Below are 18,574 nucleotides of genomic sequence, written 5' to 3' on the forward strand. Positions count from 1 at the left end.
TTAAACCCTTTACAGCCTTAACTTGATGGCTATGCGTAGGAGGGGGGAAATAAAAACGCGAAGGCCTGTTTTATTTCGGGGTGGCCCGCACCCGGGTGACCCGCACCTGGGTGGCCCGCATCCGGGTGGCCCGCATCCGGGTGGGCCGACTTTCGCTGGGCCGGCATTCCGGTGGTCCGACTCTCGGGGTCCGACTTTCGCTGGGCCGACTTTCGCTGGGCCGGCATTCCGGAGGTCCGACTTTCGCTGGGCCGACTTTCGGTGGCCCGACTTTCGGTTGGCTTTTCTGCCATAGGACGGGGACCCATTGCATGGCGCCCACAGTATTCTCCTGCGTCGAAACCGGGGATTAGTGCCTTATTTCAGTGCATCGTTACATCCCCCGGACGGAAATGTGGTGCACTCCCCGGCACCCTACCCCTGCCCCCTTTGCCGGAGATTGAAGCACGCCAAACGTACTTCGGTGCGCCGGAAGGGGGAATTGTTTCTGCATTAGGGTAGCCGGACTTGGTGCCATTTCATCCTTACAAAAAACAACTACCGCGGGGGTAAATCGGGCCGCGTTCGGTCCCTTGGGTAGCATTTTGGGGGAATGGGTTCTGCATTAGGGTGGCGTGGCTACGTGCTGTCTGAGGGTATTAAAAAAGCCCTGTAACCACCCTTCAGTATCGCACGATAACCGGGGAATGGCTGCAAGGCTTCCTTTAAGGAATTCAGTAACTCTTTAAATCAATAATTCTATTACCCTATAACTCAGTTACTCTATTATTCTGTAATTCAATTACTTCCCTTTCTCCAATATCTCCTCTATGATGTGGCCTATGGCGTAGGGGACGGACTGGTCGCGGCGCTCGGTGGGTTCGTAGTCGTGGTTAAAGCCCAGCATGTGCGCGTACTCGTGTGCCCAGTGGCCTGCTACGGCTGCCTCATTGCCATCTTTGCGGAAAAACCAGTTTTGCGTGATGATAAGATCCCCCTCGCGGCGGCCCACCTGGAAGAGGAAGCGTCCGAGTTTGATCCGCAGTTGCCAGGTATGGTCATCGCCTTCGGGGCTCTCCTGCTCGTTGCCCTTCATCAGGATGTCATATATCTGCTGGTTGTCCGATAGTCTTTCGTAGGCCTCTTTGGACGAGCGCCGGTAGCGCGTGTCCTGGAAGTCGTAGGCCAGCACCTTTTCTTTGAATTCCTCTGAGTTGATTACCGTATTCATCAGCGCCACCACGCGGCGGGCCTTTTTCTTCTTCCACGTACGGTTAAATTTATAGAGGTCTGATATTATTACTTTCGTTGCCATATAGTGATTCAATTTTTTTGTTCTCGCATTAAGATAGAGAAATAACTGAGGGCGAAAAGGTTCTGACAAAGTGCCTGATTTTTTTAAGTCCGGCCCGGCTAAGAATACTGCGAGGCAGTGTCCCGCAACATATACCAGTATTATACTGGAAAAAAAATTACCCTCAACTCAAAAAACAAAAAATAAAACTTAATTATACATTACACTAAGAAACACCCTTTTCTTCATCATAATAATCAGAAATAATAATGCAATTCATCTAAACAAAAACTCATCAAAATAAGGGCAAATAAAATCAATAGTATTTATCATAAATTAATGCTATAATACATATAACTAAACTACAGCCTTTAATTATGAAAAAAGCAATTCTATTACCTTTATTATCAATAGGCCTGATATTAATCATGACCTCTGCCTCCAACGTTGCCGAGCGTCGTTTTCTTACTGGTTTGAGCTTAAACCAAACTATTGTTAGTAGTTATTACTGCATGGCTGACGTATGGGTGAGCAAGCTATCTTCTAGTGATGGTGTAACCGCAAATAGCTACCAGTGGAGTCTGTATGGAGCCGGGTATAAATCCTATTCAGTCTCAGGAAATACAGCCACTGTAGTCACGAATAGAGACTACTTTTACGAAAGGGAGTACCTTATATGCGTGACTGTAATCGGTAGTAATAATGTAACCTATCAAAGATGCAAAACCCAAACGGTCACTCCATATAGAGAATGTCCTTGAGGGCTGGAATTAATGTGCCATCAGAGCTTATAGCTACCTTTAGGGGTAGCTTTTTTTTCCTTTACAGCAATGCATAAAATTTAGAAAATTAAGCACAAAGCAAACCAAGCCTCCTCGGAACGACATGCCTATAGGTATTTTAGAACAAAATAAACCATAGTCTCATCTGGGTGCCGATCATTCGGAGAAGCATTAAATCCCATCGAGATACTATGTCTGTAGGCCAAAGAAAAGCAGCCAGATCAAAGCCCCATCGGGGCGACATGTTTGTAGAAATTAAAGCACAATGCAAACCAAGTCCCATCGGGACGACATATCAAGGCCAAAGGGACCTTTTACACAATGGGCCAATACCCCTGGTTCGTCACCACATCCACCTCGTAGCTGGGCTTTTTGTCTCTACCCAGATCGATGGTCTGCAGCGTTTCGCCCGTATCTTTACTCACGATGGCCAGGTAATGCTGCTTCTTGTCGGCCACGGTAAGCATAAACAGGAAGTCGGCTGAGTTTGCCGACGCTTTGTAGCGCTTATTGGCCATTTGGAAGGCCTCGCCTGCTATGCCGGCCGCGTCTGCCGAAGCCTGGCTAAATCCTTTCGTCAACTCCGTGCCTACCTGCTGGCCCGGCTCGCTTTTTGCCTGGGAGGTGGCCGCGCCGTGTGATGGAAGGAGCTGTGCAGGTATTTACTATGAGGATGCGTGGCAAATGTTTTGTTGCATTATTTTTTGCAACAAATGTTTTGCAACAAATCTTTGTGGCATATTTTTGAAGGAAAATAATATTTGCCACCAAAAAATAACCAATGAAATTGCTACTCTCCATAAGAAAGCAAATGGGCTGGACCCAGACAGACCTGGCTACATACCTGGGCGTAAAGCGCGGCCTAGTCTCAATGGCAGAGATAGGCCAACGGGAATTACCCTCCGCTGCCCTGGTGAGGGCTTCGCAACTGAGCCGTTTACTGGAAACTGAGACAGAGAAGGTGGATGAAAAAGTAGCCGAACTACTCAATGAACTGGACCACGCAGCAAGTGAAGCCCTGGCGAGGTGGAAGAAAGAAGCGGCTATAGAGCTGAAGCTTACGCGTGAGCTGCTGGCAGAAACGGAGGCGAACTACAAGGAGGCAGTACACCTGCTGAAGCTCCTCTCCCACCTGCCGGACCTGCTGAAGGGCCAAAAGAATCCCGCCGCCTCTGTACTTACAGGTCTCCAGGAGCAAAAGACCCTGAATAAGCTAAAAGTCAACAGTCCGGAAAGGCAAATGAACCTCAAACTAAAGATTGCCGAACTTGAAGCCAGAATAGATCTGGAGACGTAGGCTGCACAAACGAACCGCCATCCGATACCAATAGCGTATTGGTTTTTCTGAATCCTCCTCATTCCAAAGGGTATGCAGCCTCTCGTTATCCGAAAGGCCAGAGCCTTCCATGGGGCATACGGGTGGAGGGGTATCCGTGCGAAGGTGGCGCTTTCGGGACTGCAAAGCGACGTGTGTTTATGGGTGAGGAATGCCTTATTACTTGTAAACGAGATTGCGGGAGCGGGATTTAAGCGCTTCTATTAGCTGATCATGGTTTTGAATGCCTGCCATAACAGGAATAGACTTATACCAGTCTGTATATTCTATAACGTAACCATGGCCCTTCATTTTTATCCTTCTGATATCACTATAGGGTATCTCATGTTTTACGGCATCATATTCCTTCACCAGTAAGGCCTCTTCTTCCAGCACATAGCTGGTATTATAGGTAACACGGTTACTTTTATTTGAAAATTTATACATAAAAATAGCCAGGAAAATGAATATAGCCGCAATAACATACAATGCTACTCCCAGCTCATCTCTCTTGGCGTACAGCATGGCACTACTTAATATACCGGCAATCAGCATATTGAATATAATAAGCTTCTTTATTTTGCTTAAGGCTGAGCGTTTTTGCTCCTCAGTATAAGAAAACTCCATAGGGATTTTTTTAGGTCCTCTCTAAAGTAATGCATTTACCCATATAATTGCAACCCCGGAAGCCTGACCCTCCATTGGATTACCCCACCTCCACTACCCTTCCCTTTGCGGGGTTCGTATGCTCAGATGGCCGGTATTTCAGGTTTCAGATACAGGGAAAGCCGCCTGTTACCTGTGACCTTTTGGCGACCGCCTGCTACGGGTACACCTGCCCGGCTCCCACACAATCGTGCAGCACCGCAAAATAAAGAAACTCCCCTGGTCCCTTGGTTACACCTGCTGTGAGACCTGTCGACGGGTGAAGCTATTTGCCCCAAGGGCCACTACCCTGCCCTTGCCGGTGGCTTGTGGCTGCTTTCTGCGTGTGAGGGTGTTCTCTATCTGCGAAAGGTGGGTTCTGAGCAGATCTACCTTCAGCCCCATCTCCTCTATTTTCATTTGTTCGCGGGCCAGCGCTGTGGCGTTGGGGATGTTAGTGCCGTAGTAGCGCTGCGTTTTTAGCCGCGAGGCCGCCCGGTCAAGGGCTGTTTTGGTCTGGTCCTGCAGGGTCGCCGGTGCATGGGTGCGCTCCAGGTGGGCATGAATGGCCGCAGCGCTTTGGTATTGCTGCTCCAGGTGCTCCATGTTCAGGCGGTGCAGCTTGTGCTTCAAGGTCTTCTGGCTTAGGAAATGGGCCGCCTGCATGGCCTTACGCTCCAGCTCATAGGCATGGGTAAAGAACCTGGCCCTGAGGTACTCCAGGTCGCTCGTCTCCATCTTTCGGTAGCGGGGATTCAGCCTGATCACTTTCGCCTCGCTGGCAGGCGCAGGCTTCCGAGGCTCTGGTGAAGGAACGGGTTTGCCCATCGCCAGGCAGGCCAGGTGCTCCGCCGGCTGCCCCATCAGGCGTTCCAGCTTCCTTATGGTACTCACCCGCGGGCGGTGCGTGCCGCTCTCTATCTTACTGATACTGCTTTGGTTAATACCGAGCTTCGCAGCCATCCTACGCTGACTCATCCCCCATTGCCTCCGGGCATATACAAATAGTCTGGCTTCCGCCGTCACTGCTTCCATGTTTTCATCATTTAAGTTCGCTATCAATATAACGCAAAAAGCGATGCGTTTTGTATTTTTTGTGATGAGGGGATGCGTTTTTGATAGAAGAATAAATTGAACCCTAAAGACTGTTCGTGTAAATTCGGTCTCAGATCAGATACATGTATGAAAGTAATACCACTGGCTCTCTTAATTATATCACTATTGATAAGCTGTTCGGGAAACAAGAAGCCTGAAAAAGTCAGCATTGTAGGAACCTGGAGTGTGGTTGAGTACCCGGGAGAGAGTTTCTACATTCCCATGGAATATAGCGGCCCATTTGGCCTGACTATTTCGGAAGATTCCATCGAGTTCCTGAGCGGATTTACCAATTCAAAAAAGAACCCAACTACCGGGAAGCATCAATTTTACTATTTAAACAATGTATTTCCTTATAAAATAGAAGCTGATAGCATTCTAATAGCGGATTCGCTGGCAGGCCCATGGCGAATAGAGAAACTACATTCGGACACCTTGATACTTACTGATAAAAATGCTAACCTAATCAAGCTGCAAAGGATACAATTCAAGCAACACGAAAACTTTGGGTACGATCAGATCATCTTTTCCCGGTCGGGATGTTTCGGGCCTTGTCCGAACTATGATATATCAATTAAAAGTACCAATGAAGTTCTTTATCGAGGCAGCAATTTCGTATCTAAGATAGGAATATATAAAGCCAACTTAGACCATAAACAGACCCGGACCATATTTTCTAAATTCAACCGTGTAGACATCACGCAGCTTTCCGGTGACTATGTTGCCGACCACACAGATGATGAGGCCGTCTCTACAACATTCCTTAAAAATGGTGAGATCGTGAAGACCATCAGTGACTATGGAAGAGTGGGACCAAAGGAATTAGTATGGACATACGTATCTATGGAGTACCTGCTTGACTCCCTGATAGCAGAAAGAACAATTGAAAGTTGGTTTCCAACCATTACCTTCTACTCCTTCAGCAATGATTCGGTAAAGTTACAGCTTGAGCAATCTGAAAGCTTTTTATTATGGGGTGAACTCAGGCAATCGACCATCACAGATACAGACTTCCCTTCAGACTATGAAGTTAATTTTGGGCAGTCGACTAAGGTAAAAGATGATATGATCCAACAAATAGAATCAGACGGGCAATACTTCAGAATCCAAGTGCAAGGCAAACAGCCAATCACCTATGATCTGGGGTATAATTTTGTGAAGAGGCATTTTGATAGGTCTGATTTTGAGGAATAAAAGTATTTTTTCATGAACTTATTCATGCTGAGTTATTTAGAAAAGTTAAATCTGTAGGTGGGCAGGTTAGTATGGATGATTTTCCCGGCATATACGATTATTATCGTCGACATGTGAAAAACTGGCAACATCAGCAGATGGCTCAACATTATACCAGTGTGATAGCCGATTATCTACAGGTCTTCGATGAAAACATGCATAGTAGAGAAACTTATGAGGCTTTGGCGTGGACTGGATTATTCAAAATTCATGATCGGAATACTGAAGACCCAAATGACTTTATTTATAGTGAAGCGTGGAAGTCCTTGACTGAAGCACAACAACAAAGTATTTTAAAAGAAATTGAAAATTATCGTAGTTCGGCACCTTCAAACTGTAAATAATGGTAAAAACCGTAATAATCTACCTCTTCTTTTTATTAGACACGCAGATTACGCCTGTTTATGCCATTAGTGCCGAAAGTGAATCCCTTACGCAAAAACGCGTCAATGACCACATGGTAAACTTATATTATAGCCATGAGGGCAGAGAAGAAATTTTTGAAATTTTAGAGGATTACGGTCAAATCCCCTCAAAAAACCTGGATACGCTTGAGCTCATATCTGTTGAAAGACTGCGGAAAATAGAAATAGATACGCACAAACAGGCAATAGAAAAAGCGGCTGACACAGGCTCTCTTCTAATACCTTCAAGAGAGAAGATGTTCCCGGTATTATATTTAGTAGAAAACAGAAATGATAAATGTCATCTGTACCGGGTAAAATGGTATGAGACAATTGATTGACCGGATTGGAAAAGCATATCAAGCAAGGAAAAATTCTCGTTGCTTTATCTCCTAATACATTAGCCTAATGAAATTTGTCATTAAAGTCCTTATTATCGCTTTGTCCCTTTTGATATCTCAGGGCTTGTACATATTCACTTTTATGATGGTCAATACCAGTGCTGAAAGAATAGAAAGTCAAGGGGGTGTTTTAGCAGCAATAGGTTCGGCATTATTGATTTTAGTAATGTATGCAGGCCTTTTCCACCTTCTTTTCGCCATGCTATATGTATGGCTCAGAAAAGAAAGCGTCCTCTATAATCTTTTACTGGCAACGGTCCTTTCTATAGTAGCCTACTTCCTGGTAAGGGTACCTGACATAATGAGCGGAGATTTTATAAGCAAAATGGACCTATATACCATCAGCTTAATTATTCCTACGGTTATTGCTTTTTTGGTTGGCGGTAGGCTGGCAAATTTAGCGGTTGATAAGCGGTAGTCGTATTTTACGGTTGAATCTTCAGATTAGCGCTATAAATGTCTTCCTCAGCTTACTTTCGCGCCAAAGCACCTAACATGCCTCATCATCCGGATTGCTGAGGCTGTGCAGGTAGGTGAGGTAAGGTTGATAGTCAGCCGGGGTCCGTGGTAGGGATCTGCTGGCTGTCCTCAACCCCTACCGTCATTAACTGCTTCCTGAGAAACATACAGCTATCTAATACCACTACCGTGTCCACATCCGCAGGGCGCCGCCTATCCAACTTTATCTCCCGTGCCACACCCGCAATCTGTCCTCGGTTTCCTGGCTGTGGTGCGTGATATCGTACTGAAGCTGAGCAGGTGGTTCGGCCTATTCTGGCTTTTGGCAGGAGAAGAGAAGTAGGAATAAGAAAAGGTAGAGGGGTGGTTACAAAATAAATATTTCGAAATTCTAAACTTTTTCCAGTAAAATCCGCAATTTTATACAGAAAATAAAAACATAAATAGTGACTGAATTAGGGCAATATCTCACGAAGAAATCAGTAAATAAGGCTTTGGTTTCGAGAAGGACGGGTATTAGCGAATCCAGATTAAGCCAATTGAGTTCAAACGAATCAACCCAGCTCCGAGTGAAAGAACTTTACCTAATTGCATTGGCAATTGATGTAAGCCCCTGTGAAATATTAATGGAAGTTTGTATTGATATTAAATTAGAGAGTAAATGAATTTAGATTTTAAGAACTCTCATACTACATACTCAACACATGGGTTTCATACCTATCCTGCTAAAATGATTCCACAGGTTGCCAAAGCACTTTTAGATGAATATGGACAAGGCATAAAATCATTGTACGACCCATATTGTGGCTCTGGGACATCTTTAGTAGAAGCTAAATTACATAGTATTAATGGAATAGGCTCTGACCTTAATCCGCTGGCGAGGCTTATTGCAAAAGTTAAAACTACTCCCATTGAATTACAAACTCTAGATTTACACTTAAAAGAATTTTACAACTACCTATTTCAATTCAGATTTGGCTTCGAAAAAAATGAAAGTTCAATTATAACCCCTACGTTTAAAAATATAGATTTTTGGTTTTCTAGAACAGTAAAAAAAGATTTATCAATTATAACCAATTTCATATACAACATAGAAAACATATACATAAAAGAATTTTTTCAGGTTGCATTAAGTCAAACTATCCGTGAATGCTCCTGGACGCGGAAGAATGAGTTTAAACTCTATAAGATGAGTGCCGATCGAATTAAAATTTTTAAGCCTGATACATTTTCAACTTTTGAAAAAATCTTGGGAAAGAATAGAAACGGTCTTAAAAGCTTTATGGATGAGACTAACAATGAAGTCGATATTTCGATCAATAGTTTAAACAGTTCAAAATATATTTCAAGAAAAATAATCGCTGATAATAGTGTCGATATGGTATTGACGTCTCCTCCCTATGGCGACTCTTCCACAACAGTTGCATATGGGCAATTTTCCGCATTGGCAAATCAATGGTTGGGTTTTATGGAAAGAGGGCGCGTATTAGATGGTGAGCTGATGGGAGGTAAGAAAGCAGCAAGAATACAGAAGTTCAATTCATCATTACTAAATGATCAAATTAGAGAAATTGAAAGAACTGATAGATCCAGAGCTCTCGACGTGGCATCCTTCTATCGGGATTATTATTCATCAATAAGAAATATATCTGCTAAAATTCGATCCGGAGGGTATGCATGTTATGTTGTAAGTAATCGCACTGTACGTGGTGTGCAATTAGCTACTGGGGAGATCACCAAAGACTTTTTTGAAACTTTTGGATTTGGTCATGTAGAAACATTCAGTAGAAATATTTCTAACAAGAGAATGCCAAAGAAAAACAGTTCTTCTGGAATTAAAGGAGTAAAAACACCACTTATGAATAAAGAGCTAATTGTAGTAATGCAAAAGAAAAAGTAATGGCAGAACAAGAAAAATATAACAATACTGTAAGAACTATAGATGAAAATCTAAGGATAATTGCTTGTGCTGGTTCAGGTAAGACAACTTTTGTAGCTAAGAGAGTTTCTTATCTACTCGAATCAGGGTATGAACCTAAGAATATAATAGCTTTTACATACACAGAGCGTGCTGCTGCAGAGTTAAATAATAAAATTGTAGCAGAGCTAAAAGATAAAGGGATATTTGATGTACTTAATGGGTTTGCCGACATGTTTATTGGAACAATACATGGCTGGTGCCTAAAGGCGTTGATGGATAATGAAATTGGATATCAAAAATATAGTGTCCTAGATGACATTAAACTACGTCTTTTTGTAGATAAAAATTACAAAAAAATAGGGATGTCCAATATCACCAAGTTGAACAATCCCAACGTGAATATGAAAATATTTACTGATACAGAAAGGTTTATTCAACTAATGAACATTATCCGAGAATCGGATTTGACAGAGTCATTGCCGCCGGATATACAAGAAGCAAAGATACAGTATGAAACTCTCCTTCGCGATAATTCATATTTCGACTTCACAATGATAATGCAAGAAGCTTTGGAGAGGCTAAGAGTTGATGGTAGCGATCTCCAAACTCAACTAAAAAGAGACTTAAAATTCCTAATCGTTGACGAATTTCAGGATATCAATCCAATTCAAAATGATATTATACGCCATTTGCATGAAAGTACAGAGTGCAATATTACCGTAGTAGGTGATGATGATCAAAATATTTTTCATTGGAGAGGTAGTAACAATAAGTTTCTTAAAGATTTTCCTAATCGGTATGCTAAAATACGCCCTGTTAAACTTTTTACTCTTGATAAAAACTACAGAAGTTCAAAAGGTATTACCGGACTTGCTTCTGCTTTCATTGAGAAAAATCAGAAAAGGATAGAAAAGCGAATGATTTCAGCTGAAAAGCAGGAATTTATTCGGGATAAAGACATTCTTTACAATGAATATTCTTCACCTGATGAGGAGAACGAGGAAATAGTAAAGAAAATAAAAGCTTTAAAGGGGGTAGCTTTCGAAAAGGATGGTGAAAAACGTGGAATTGATTATTCTGATTTCTGCATACTTCTAAGGACATGGAAAAAATCTGCTGAAATCGTAAGTATTTTGGAGAAGCATAGCATACCTTATATTACAGCAGGAGTAAACGAATTATTTGACACTAAGGAAGTTATCGCATCTGCTGGAATTTTTCAATATTTAAATGATAAGAAAACTTATGAGCAATTAACTCAACTATGGTTAGACATTCCTGACAACCATATCGATTTGCAGAAATTAGAGTCCGCAATTAAAAATTTAGAAAAATGGAAGCCTGATAATTTTCAAAAGCACAGAAAAAGTGTAGGATGGGGAGATTTTAGAATTCAAGAAATTTTTTGGGAGTTTTTAAAGGACGCTGAAATTGTAGAAGAAACATTTATCACTGAAGGCACAAATGAAAGCATAACTCAGTCTGAAATTATATTTTATAATTTAGGTAAATTTAGCCAGGTAATTAATGATTACGAGACTATATATTTAGCTAGTGCCCCGCCAAGTTTTTATCTCTTCAATTTTTTAAACTTTATCAAGTATGCGGCTGTAGGTTACTATCCTGAGGGCTGGATGAATAACCCCTATAAAACACCAAATGCTGTTCAATTGATGACTATACATCAATCGAAAGGCCTTGAATTCCCAGTGGTATTTATTCCAGGACTGAACAAAAACTACTTTCCAATCAAAAAAATGGGGGGATTAAAAGTTTGGCACTTCCTTGATCCTTCATTAATAAAAGATCATGACAGGTATGAACCGGAGGATGATGATAGATTAGAGGATGAACGCAGACTACTATATGTTGCAATCACACGTTCCCAAAAATTCCTATTTATAAGCAGAGCACCTGAGAATAACCGACTTTATAGAGAAAAGTCCAGCTTCTCTAATGAATTGGTTTCTGATTATATCAGTCGCCCCCTTAAGCCAGTAAGTTTTGAAGATAGAGATAGGCTTGCTCCACAACAAAAATCTGAAGATATTACTATATCATTAAATTTCAGTGTATTAAAAGACTTCTTCGATTGCAACTACAGATTTAAGCTTATTACAATGTATGGGTTTTGCTTTCCATTGAATCAAAGAATGGGATTAGGTAAATCTTTACATGACACATTAATGGCCATTCACAAACGACTTACAGAAGGTAAGAATATTGATAACGAGTCTATTGAATATTTGGCTAAAAATCAATCACATTTTCCTTATATCGGCAGATCATCTGAATTGGAAAAAATGAAAGGAGATGTTGTTAATAAATCAATTGAATATTTTAAGAGGAATGAAGAAGGGTTACAAAATATTGAATTTGTTGAGCAGGATATAAAACTAAGTTTAGATGAAAATGTATTTGTTAGCGGGCGTATTGATTTAATAAAAACGCAATCCTATGAAGGAGAGCCTGAAACTACTATCATGGAGTTTAAATCTAATGATTCAGTACAATCCGATACAATTACTATAGATCAATTAAATCTGTATGCATTGGGTTATAAAGAATTAGTTGGTAAGAACGCCGATTATATACAAATTTATGATGTAGAAAAAAATGCTCCAGAGCATAGATCACCTATAGAGGAAAGACTTCTTTTAGACACTGAAAATAAAATAAAGAAGGCCGCAAAAAAAATCCGGAGTCAGGATTTACCAAAAGTACAGAATGCTGAAATATGTCGGGTGTGTTTTCAAAATCGGCTTTGCAAGGCGCGTATCGATCTTAATCTCCAGTCCAAAAAATGAATTTTTCAGACAAACAATATAAACGGCTGAAAAAGCTTTTTGACAATCCAGAAAATGTTTTAGTTGTTCACTGGGCTCGTCAAAATCTTAAGGATAATTCTGGTGGATTTACGCCTCGAATAACTGCAATTTTTGTCCAATCGTTAGATGAATCTACTAATAGGTACTTTGCAATACATTTAGAGGCCGAAAAAATAGGATTGATTCCTGAAGACATAGAAACCTACTATGATCAACTTGAAGAACAAATTTTAAAAGATTTCAACGAATTTGTAAGAGAATATAATAACTGTGAATGGGTATACTGGGATTCGGATGATCCACATTCTGGCTTTGAAGCGACAAATCACAGATACCAGGTTTTAGTTAATAAGGAAGATCAAAACTTAGTAGAAATACCAGTTCATAAACGAGTTAATTTAAATTCATGCCTTAAGGAAATATATGGGGTTAATTATGAGAGTATACCACAATTAGATAATCTAATGAAATCCAATAATGATGGCCAGCTAAAAAGTGATGTTCTCTCAATTCAGGACGAAGCCAGAGCATTTAAAAATGCTGATTTTTCTGGAATACTCCAATCTATTAAAAGCAAAGCTGATTTTCTCATTGAAGTCATTCGAAAAGCAGTTGACAAAAACCTCTCCGTAAGAAATAAAAACCTTATTTATCGTATAGGAAAATTTTTCAGTCACCCTATAATGATTGGTATTGCTTGGTTATGTACCGTTATAAGTTTGATTGTTGCTTTCTTTTAGCCTCTAAATAATAATTTTTTTTCAAAACTGTTGATCGACCCGCTTGAAGGATAGAACGGCATGTCTGAGCCACGGCGGCACGCGCCCAAAGCGCGGCACGGCGGGGCGAGTAGTCCGTCGAAAGCCGGATAGATTTTCGCTTATACCTTTTAGTAACTTACTTACCGAAAATTCTTAATATGAATGGCCAATCAAACGAAAGGCGTTAATACATCTCCATAGGCTACAGCCAGGTCAAAAATTGCGTTATTAACAGAAACAGGGTGAAGGCCGTGACATGAATCCCGGCTAATTCTATCTTACTTACATTGAAGAAGTGCCTGAGCTGCCGGGTATTGAGCGTATAAATGACAGCCAAATAAGGTAAAATAAAAATGATTCTGAGTACAACTGAGCTCGATGCATCACTGTATTGAGAGCTACTACTCAGGGCAAGCATTGAAATTTGTCCATAAACATGACAGCTTAAATACATCACCACCATTGCCCAGCCAATTTTACTCTTGCTATGCCACAATACGGTGATGGTGATGAGTAAAAGTAAGCTTGTGAAAATGCCAGTACTCAAATTGAAAGGTTCACCATTTAAACCTAGCACCATAACCAATAGTAATATATGTGAACCAGCAAAGACTGATAGTATGATAGTGACCCACCTGACGACTTTTTCAGGATAAGTCAACTTGGCCGCGCCGGGATTTAACTTTTTGTTGAGAAGCCGTTCGATTTTATGATAGGTACTTATGCTTTCCGGCTCTACGGCTGCCCAGCCTTCGTTAAGGTAGTTTCTGATCTCATCGATCTCTTTCTGAGAAATCTGCCGCCTCTGTATCTCACGCTTTGCAGCCAGTACGGCCCCGGGTTTATGGATTTTCGGATATTCTGCTATTCTAACCAGGTCTGCAACAGGTAAATTCTTGTAATCCGTTAGTAATTCTTCCATTTCACTTGTGGTATATCATAAAGATAATGAATAGGAAAACTATTTCAAGGCAGGTATTTGCGTGAGAGGTGGTCCGAGTGGTGTCGAAAGCCGAATAAATTACGCCCGATCCGCGTGAGAGGTGGTCCGACTCTCGGTAGAGCCATTGTTGGAGCCGCGACGCAGGAGAGGCGACTGGCGAAAGCCCGGCCCGCAGGGACACGCCCAAAAAATCCTGAATCTTCTTTTCTGCTGTATGGTGGGGGGCGTTGAATTGGCTTTGCTGCCAGAGGTACCAATGTGAGATATGCTTGGGGCTCTTTTATCATCTCTACTGCTTGCCGTAGGGGACCCCATTGCATGGCGCCCGTCATGCGACGGGGATAAGTGCCAGGCGATGGGGGCCCCATTGCATGGCGCCCGCTATTCAGCGGGGACTAATGCAATTCATTAACAATTAACCATTGCCCATTAACATTTAGAGCCCTCGTACAATAAAGCCTGGAGAGTGCAGGAAAATACGCTGCATCTGTGTATTATCAGGAAATATTTCAACCATACTACCTACCTATGAGAAGTCTCTACGAAGACCAGAACGACCGGAAATCACGGGATCTACCCATTGATGAGAGCTGTAGCTGCGATGACCCTATCGACTGTCTGCGGCATATGTTTGTGGACATGGTGCAGAAGAAGCGCGTGGCGCTGGGCCAGTGTCCCGTGCGCAGGCCGGTGTTTTTGCGGACGCACGGCATCATAAAAGGCACCATGAATGTGCTGAACGACATACCGGCGGAGCTGCGGCAGGGCATGTGGGCCGAAGGTGGCGAGCACCCCGTGTATGTGCGCTACAGCTCTGACCTGGCGGATGGCCGGCCGGACTGGATGAGCACGATAGGCATTGGCATAAAGGTATTTAACGTGCCGGGCAAGAAGGTGGTGGATGACGACGGGGCGGGCACGGCGGACCTGCTGATGCAGAATGTGCCTTTCTTCTTTGTGGATACGGCCAAGGACATGTGCGGCTTTACAAAGGCGAGCCTGGAGGGCTGGGGCGATGAGTGGATACAGGAAAATGCGCCGAAGACGCAGGAGCTGCTGGACAAGCTGGCGAAGCCGATCCGCAGCGTGTTTGAGACGAGCCTGTGGAGTGTGGTGCCCTTTAAGCTGGGCGACAGCTACTGCAAATACATCCTGCGGCCCGGCACGAGCACCTTTGCGGGGGAGCCGGACATAAACGACCCGGACTTTCTGGGTAAGGACCTGGCCGCGCGTATGGAAAAGGGCGCGGCGACGCTGGACATTTATATACAGCAGCGGCCGGGCACGGACCGCTTTAGCGAGAGCTACATAGAGAAGCACTTTCCGCTGGACCGCGCCACGGTGACCTGGGACGAAAAGGAGGCGAAGCCGGTACGGGTGGCGACCATCAAGCTGCCTAAGCAGAAGATAGAGAAGGAGCAACAGGAGATATACGGCGACTGGCTGTCGTTTAACATCGGCCGGGTGCCGGAGGCCAATGCGCCGGTGGGCAGCGTGGCGGAAGCGCGGGTGAGTGTGTACCAGACGAGTGCAAACTACCGTCGCAAGGAGAACGGCCAGCCGGTGAAGGAACCGAAGGAGCCGGGCAAGCCCGAGATCAAGAACCCGAAGTGCCCCTTTCCCGGTCATAAGCCGGAGCAGCCTTCGGAGGAGCCGGTGGCACTGACGGCGGAGCAGAAGGAGCGGATTGCGTACCTGCGTATCCACCCGGGCATCGGCGTGATGCGGGTGGGCGACAGCGCGACGGAGTACTACATAGGCCCGGAGACGAAGAACCCGCCACTGACGGAGTTTGGCGCCACGCGTGACGAGGGGGGCTCGATCAAGCGACAGGCAGCGCGCTTCCGCGTATATGGCTATGACAAGGACGGCAATGTGGTAGCGGAAGTGCAGCAGACGAAGGGCGTACAAATCAAGTGGAATGTGCACCTGGCGAGTCGCAAAGCGGCCTGGTACGAGTTTAACGCCGCGATGGATCTGCCGGAAACGAAAGACATGACGGTGCCGCTGCGCAACCCCGACGTGAAGGGCGGCGGCCGCAATGCCCTGGTGATCGATGCGGGCGAGAAGATCATAAGCGGTACGGGCAGCAAAGACAGCAGCTACCAGATGAGCGGCACCTTCCAGGGTACCTCCGTCATGCTGGGCGAACTGCGCACGGATGAGGTCGGCCGTCTGCTGGTGCTGCCGGGCCATGGCATTTCTGCCAGTCCCTCTAACCAGCCCGTGTATAACCCCGCCAAGCCGAGCAGCTTTAACAATGCCTCGGGCTGGTACGACGACATTGCCGATGGCCCCGTGCGCGCGCAGGTGTCTATAGACGACATGGACTACGACGCGGACCCGGCCTGGGTGATCTCCGCCCCGCCTAACTACGGGCCGGACCTCGTGGGCTGGCGCACGATGAACGACCTGATGCAGAGTGTGTACATACAGGCGGGCATGATGGAGCTGCCGAAGCGGATCTACTTCCAGCGCGACGTGCGGCCCATACTGGAGCGCCTGAATGAATTGCAGTGGGTGAATAAAGGCTTCCTGAGCATGTTTGGCGCCGGTGCCCCCATGAACTTCTCGGATGTGGCGCTGATGAAAAAGCTCTCGCACTGTCCGGAGAGCCAGACCTACCCCGACCCCTACATGGAGCTGCGCCGCACGGTGTACAACAGCTTCCGCCCGGCGAAAAGCACCACCTACACCCAGGGTGCCTGGCCGTGGATATACGGCGATGCCTACGGGGTGGACAACGCCACGCCGCAGCCCTACAGCAATAACCTGCTGCAACTGCCGCCATACTATGACTACATCCTCTCCGAGTGGGTCAAGGGCAACTTCGTGAACGACTACGAGCCGCAGGCGCCCGCGCGGCAGGCCTTTGAGCAGGTGCCCCTGCAGCAGCAGCCCGACATGCTGGACCAGTCCGCCATGCACTTTTGCCTGGCCGATGCCTTCCACCCCGGCTGTGAGCTGACCTGGCCCATGCGCCACGCCAGCATGTACCGCGCCCCCTACCGCATCCGCATGCGCGAAGAGGGCAAGGACGAGGCCAGCTACGGCCCCACGCTGGACCAGCACACGGTGCTGCAGGTGGGCGGCCCCCTCTACGAGCAGGGACCCGGCGACCTCACCAAGTGGATGGCCCTCCCCTGGCAGGGCGACACGGCCTACTGCCGCTCGGGCTACGACATGGAGTACGACCCCTACCTGCCCACCTACTGGCCCGCACGCGTGCCGAACCAGGTGCTCACGGAGGACGACTACGACACGCTCTGCAATACCAAGCGCCCGATGGAAGAGCGCATTGCCGCCTTCCACAATCGCCCCGCCTGGCTGCGTCAGCTACCACAGGGCGCCACGCCGCCGCAAAACATGCAGTACATGATCGACCACTTCGGCGAGATGGGCGTACTGGAAGCCCGCCCCCGCCCCAAAGACATGGACTGGCTGCCGGAAACAATGTTCGTAGAGAACCTGACCAAAATACGGCAGGAGGAGCTCAAAGAGGCCCAAAAGCTGTTCCGCAAGGAATACAAGCAGCTCGGCTTCTACGACCAGATGCTCCGCGAGGCCGGCTGGTTCAGCGAAGAGCAACGCAACGCCTTCGACACCACCCAGAATAATGAGGGGTGAGGGGTTAAAATGTGATGAGTGCAGGGATCGGTTTTGCTCCCCTCCTATATTCACTACTAGTTCGAGATTAGCGAAGCGTAATCTCGTCCGGAGTGGATCGGACCTATCATTTAAGTTCAGTTTGTAACTGAACAGCCCCCTGGAGGGGCTAATAGCAGAGCTGCTAATCCAGGCTGTTCGATACCTGAGAGCATAAATCAACCTTCGTGCATGCGAAATCGGACGCAACCCGGTCAGGCGCGACCCGGTCAGGCGCGACCCGGTCAGGCGCGCCCCGGTCAGTCGTGACCCGATACAACCCCGCGGTAGTTAAACTTTATTGCTTTGATATAATGTAGAATAGATAATGATTGATTTACCATGCCACAGCCAAGCAGTAATTCCCCATCCGTCAATTAACGGGAGGGGACGGTTCAAAAAGGCAACAGCACTTTTTGAACCAGGGTTGGACCGGCATTCCGGCGGGAATAGCATAAAGGATGGGTAAGCATCGCTTTTTTAAAAAAACTGCTTGAAAGAACATTCTGCTAGTACCTCCCCGAATTAAAACACGCCTTCGCGTTTTTATTTCGCCCCTCCTACTAGCGCAGGAGGGGAATTTTTGTGCTTTGATTAAAGACAGTGCCATTAAAAGAGTAAGAGAGCTTGCATTCTATCACATAAATAATGATTGATTTGCCAGGTTTTTGGGAAATGAAAGTGCTTAACCCCACGGTTATGGTATCAAATTAAAACCGATCTTGTGCCATGAAGCGTTAAGAAAGCTGCCATAATGAAGCGTTAAAAAAGAAAACTGTTTGAGCTTTCGGAGGTACGAGGAAAGTGAGTTTTTTCTTTTAGCGAATGGAGGCAGGTTTTAGCTGAAGGGCACCCAGTCTTGGTGACCC

16 protein-coding genes are annotated in these 18,574 nt (G+C 45.3%); 10 read left to right on the plus strand and 6 right to left on the minus strand.

Annotated elements, in window-relative coordinates; translation table 11 throughout:
- Positions 1-781 precede the first annotated feature (781 nt).
- Positions 782-1,294, minus strand: coding sequence for a hypothetical protein (locus tag AB9P05_RS22195; protein ID WP_371911033.1), 513 nt, complete (start codon positions 1,292-1,294; stop codon positions 782-784).
- Positions 1,295-2,369: 1,075 nt separating this feature from the next.
- Positions 2,370-2,636, minus strand: a complete 267-nt coding sequence (locus AB9P05_RS22200) for a hypothetical protein (RefSeq protein ID WP_371911034.1) — start codon at positions 2,634-2,636, stop codon at positions 2,370-2,372.
- Between the two features lie 200 nt (positions 2,637-2,836).
- On the opposite strand from AB9P05_RS22200, the gene AB9P05_RS22205 reads away from it, so the two are divergent.
- On the plus strand, positions 2,837-3,352 hold the full coding sequence (locus tag AB9P05_RS22205) for a helix-turn-helix domain-containing protein (RefSeq protein WP_371911035.1): 516 nt from the start codon (positions 2,837-2,839) through the stop codon (positions 3,350-3,352).
- Positions 3,353-3,550: 198 nt separating this feature from the next.
- Here AB9P05_RS22205 and AB9P05_RS22210 read toward each other — a convergent pair whose 3' ends face one another.
- Entirely contained in the window at positions 3,551-3,997 is a 447-nt protein-coding gene (locus tag AB9P05_RS22210) for a hypothetical protein (RefSeq protein ID WP_371911036.1), read from the minus strand.
- A gap of 270 nt (positions 3,998-4,267) precedes the next feature.
- Positions 4,268-5,050: a multiprotein-bridging factor 1 family protein gene (locus AB9P05_RS22215; protein ID WP_371911037.1), complete on the minus strand. Its 783-nt coding sequence runs from the start codon at positions 5,048-5,050 to the stop codon at positions 4,268-4,270.
- A gap of 147 nt (positions 5,051-5,197) precedes the next feature.
- Between AB9P05_RS22215 and AB9P05_RS22220 the strand changes: the two genes are divergently transcribed.
- The 4 genes from AB9P05_RS22220 (at position 5,198) to AB9P05_RS22235 (ending at position 7,566) form a co-directional block, all read left to right on the plus strand.
- A complete protein-coding gene (locus tag AB9P05_RS22220) occupies positions 5,198-6,304 on the plus strand; it encodes a DUF6438 domain-containing protein (protein ID WP_371911038.1) in 1,107 nt (368 codons plus the stop codon).
- A 113-nt stretch (positions 6,305-6,417) separates the two neighbouring features.
- The gene (locus AB9P05_RS22225; protein WP_371911039.1) at positions 6,418-6,687 is read left to right on the plus strand and encodes a hypothetical protein; all 270 of its coding nucleotides are present in this window, start codon (positions 6,418-6,420) and stop codon (positions 6,685-6,687) included.
- Positions 6,687-7,088: a hypothetical protein gene (locus AB9P05_RS22230; protein WP_371911040.1), complete on the plus strand. Its 402-nt coding sequence runs from the start codon at positions 6,687-6,689 to the stop codon at positions 7,086-7,088. Before AB9P05_RS22225 ends, AB9P05_RS22230 begins: the two co-directional genes overlap by 1 nt.
- 142 nt (positions 7,089-7,230) lie before the next feature.
- A complete protein-coding gene (locus tag AB9P05_RS22235) occupies positions 7,231-7,566 on the plus strand; it encodes a hypothetical protein (RefSeq protein ID WP_371911041.1) in 336 nt (111 codons plus the stop codon).
- A gap of 133 nt (positions 7,567-7,699) precedes the next feature.
- Here AB9P05_RS22235 and AB9P05_RS22240 read toward each other — a convergent pair whose 3' ends face one another.
- Complete coding sequence (locus tag AB9P05_RS22240; RefSeq protein WP_371911042.1) at positions 7,700-7,846, minus strand: hypothetical protein; 147 nt, start codon at positions 7,844-7,846, stop codon at positions 7,700-7,702.
- Between the two features lie 207 nt (positions 7,847-8,053).
- Here AB9P05_RS22240 and AB9P05_RS22245 point away from each other — a divergent pair, with 207 nt between their 5' ends.
- From AB9P05_RS22245 to AB9P05_RS22260, 4 genes are read left to right on the plus strand one after another with little or no spacing between them, the layout of a single operon-like run.
- On the plus strand, positions 8,054-8,272 hold the full coding sequence (locus AB9P05_RS22245) for a helix-turn-helix domain-containing protein (protein WP_371911043.1): 219 nt from the start codon (positions 8,054-8,056) through the stop codon (positions 8,270-8,272).
- The gene (locus AB9P05_RS22250; protein ID WP_371911044.1) at positions 8,269-9,507 is read left to right on the plus strand and encodes a hypothetical protein; all 1,239 of its coding nucleotides are present in this window, start codon (positions 8,269-8,271) and stop codon (positions 9,505-9,507) included. The genes AB9P05_RS22245 and AB9P05_RS22250 overlap by 4 nt, the downstream gene beginning before the upstream one ends.
- Positions 9,507-12,335 (plus strand): ATP-dependent DNA helicase, encoded by a 2,829-nt coding sequence (locus AB9P05_RS22255; RefSeq protein ID WP_371911045.1) that lies wholly within the window; start codon positions 9,507-9,509, stop codon positions 12,333-12,335. The genes AB9P05_RS22250 and AB9P05_RS22255 overlap by 1 nt, the downstream gene beginning before the upstream one ends.
- Entirely contained in the window at positions 12,332-13,096 is a 765-nt protein-coding gene (locus AB9P05_RS22260; RefSeq protein ID WP_371911046.1) for a hypothetical protein, read from the plus strand. Before AB9P05_RS22255 ends, AB9P05_RS22260 begins: the two co-directional genes overlap by 4 nt.
- Before the next feature lie 223 nt (positions 13,097-13,319).
- Here the strand turns inward: AB9P05_RS22260 and AB9P05_RS22265 are convergent, their stop codons facing one another.
- Positions 13,320-14,039, minus strand: a complete 720-nt coding sequence (locus tag AB9P05_RS22265; RefSeq protein WP_371911047.1) for a hypothetical protein — start codon at positions 14,037-14,039, stop codon at positions 13,320-13,322.
- Between the two features lie 549 nt (positions 14,040-14,588).
- Between AB9P05_RS22265 and AB9P05_RS22270 the strand changes: the two genes are divergently transcribed.
- Positions 14,589-17,687: a LodA/GoxA family CTQ-dependent oxidase gene (locus AB9P05_RS22270; RefSeq protein WP_371911048.1), complete on the plus strand. Its 3,099-nt coding sequence runs from the start codon at positions 14,589-14,591 to the stop codon at positions 17,685-17,687.
- Positions 17,688-18,574: the final 887 nt, after the last annotated feature.

The organism is Roseivirga sp. BDSF3-8 (genome assembly GCF_041449215.1).
Lineage (GTDB): Bacteria > Bacteroidota > Bacteroidia > Cytophagales > Cyclobacteriaceae > JBGNFV01.